The organism is Bacillus sp. C30, from assembly GCF_040838255.1.
In the GTDB taxonomy this organism is placed as follows: domain Bacteria; phylum Bacillota; class Bacilli; order Bacillales; family Bacillaceae_G; genus Bacillus_A; species Bacillus_A mycoides.
In genome coordinates, this window is the sequence record NZ_JBFPJH010000431.1 from 1 (window position 1) to 2,457 (window position 2,457).

General features: G+C 34.6%; 1 protein-coding gene. It reads left to right on the forward strand.

The window, feature by feature from the left end; translation table 11 throughout:
- A partial coding sequence (pulA, locus tag AB3X49_RS21290; RefSeq protein WP_367964581.1) for a type I pullulanase occupies positions 1-2,457 on the forward strand: 2,457 nt, incomplete at both ends.

Genomic DNA, 2,457 nt, shown 5'->3' on the forward strand with positions numbered 1-2,457 from the left:
ATCGTTATGTTATCATCTGTTTTCTCTTTTCAGAGTGTGAAGGCAGTTTCAAATTCGAAAACAACTGAAGTTATCATTCATTACAAAGAGAAATCTGGAAATACAAAAGACTGGAATCTTTGGGTATGGGGAGAAAATGCAAACGGTAAATCTTATGAATTTACTGGTGAAGATGAATTTGGAAAATACGCTAAGATAAAAATAGATGGTGACTATAATCGTGTAGGGTTTATAGTTCGTACCAATGAATGGGAAAAAGATGGAGGTGATCACTGGGTTGAAAATATAAGGGATGGTCGTGCTGAAGTATGGATTCTTTCGGGTGATGAAAAAGTATATGATTCTAAGCCTTCTTCGGATCTCTCAATTCAAAAAGCTACTATTGATAGTTTTAATGAAATTACTGTAACGACTAATGTTCCGTTTAATAGTAAGGAACAGAAAATTGAAATTGAAGGCGTTAAAATTAAGGGAATTAGTCCTTATGATAAAAATAGTGGAGATATTACTAATAAGGTTAAAATAATTACGGAACAGAAAATTGATTTAAAACAAACATACAAAGTTAAAATAGCAAACTTAGCTGATGCGAATACTGAAATCGGTAAAGTCATTCGTAGCGAGGAATTTGATAATTTATTTTATTATGGTGGTAATGATTTAGGGAATATATATACTCCACAACATACAAAGTTCCGTTTATGGGCTCCTACTGCGAGTGAAGCGAAGTTAGTTACATATAAAAAATGGAGCGATAAAATAGGTACTGAAATAAACATGAAACAAGGTGAAAAGGGAACTTGGAAAGCAGAACTTAAAGGGAACCAAAAAGGTCTTTTTTATATGTATAAGGTGAAAATTGGGGATAAGTGGACTGAAGCGGTTGATCCGTATGTGCGTGCTGCTTCTGTAAATGGAGATAAAGGTGCAGTTGTTGATTTAGAAGAAACAAATCCGAAAAAATGGAAAGCAAACAAAAAACCGAAATTTAAAAATCCGGAAGATGCTATTATTTATGAATTGCATGTACGCGATCTTTCCATCCAACCTGAAAGTGGTATTAAGCAAAAAGGGAAATATTTAGGTGTAATAGAAAAAGGAACAAAAGGGCCTGAAGGTGTAAAAACAGGACTTGATCATATGAAAGATCTTGGTGTTACTCACGTTCAGTTTTTACCGATATTTGATTATGCTTCAGTAAATGAAGAAACTTTAAATGAACCACAATATAACTGGGGATATGATCCGAAAAATTTCAACGTCCCAGAGGGCTCCTATTCTACAAATCCTTATGAGCCGACTGTTCGAATAACTGAATTAAAGCAAATGATTCAAGCGCTGCATGATAATAATTTTCGTGTAGTGATGGACGTAGTATATAACCATATGTATAATGCCGCTGAATCTAATTTTCATAAGTTAGTTCCTGGTTATTATTATCGTTACAATGAAGATGGAACATTTGCAAATGGAACTGGAGTAGGGAATGATACCGCTTCAGAACGAAAGATGATGAGAAAATTTATGGTAGATTCCGTCACATACTGGGCAAAAGAATACAATTTAGATGGGTTCCGTTTTGATTTAATGGGTATTCATGATTATGAAACGATGAATGAGATACGTAAAGCTGTTAATCAAATTGATCCTTCTATTATTCTGCATGGAGAAGGCTGGGATTTAAATACACCTCTTGCAGCTGAATTGAAAGCAAATCAAAAAAATGCGGAGAAAATGAAAGGGATTGCTCATTTTAACGATAATATTCGTGATGGATTGAAAGGTAGTGTATTTGAGGAGAAAGAAAATGGTTTTGTAAATGGAAAGCAAAACATGGAAGACCGTATTAAAAAAGGCATTACAGCCGGTATTGACTATGATACAAATTCGTCTACTTATCAAGATCCGGAGCAGGTGCTAACTTATGTGGAAGCACATGACAATCATACTTTATGGGATAAACTTGAGTTGACTAATTCAGGTGATAGTGAAGAAATGCGAAAACAAATGCATAAATTATCTTCTTCTATTTTATTAACATCACAAGGTATTCCATTCTTACATGCAGGACAAGAGTTTATGCGCACAAAATATGGTGATCATAATAGTTACAAATCTCCTGATTCTATTAACCAGATGGATTGGTTACGCCGTGCAGCATTTAATAATGAAGTAGAGTATATGAAGGGCTTAATAGATTTACGAAAAAAATACCCAGCTTTTCGTATGACTTCTGCAGAGCAAATTAAAAAGTATGTAGCTTTTATCGATGTTCTCAAAAATGTTGTAGCTTATACAATAGATGGAAAGGGAAGTGGGAATAAAAGCGAATACTTTATGGTGGCTCACAATGCAAATAGGGAAGCCGTTGACATAACACTTCCATCGAAAGGTCCATGGAAAGTGCTAGTAAACGAGAATCAGGCGGGAAGTAAAACACTTTACGTTGTCCATGAC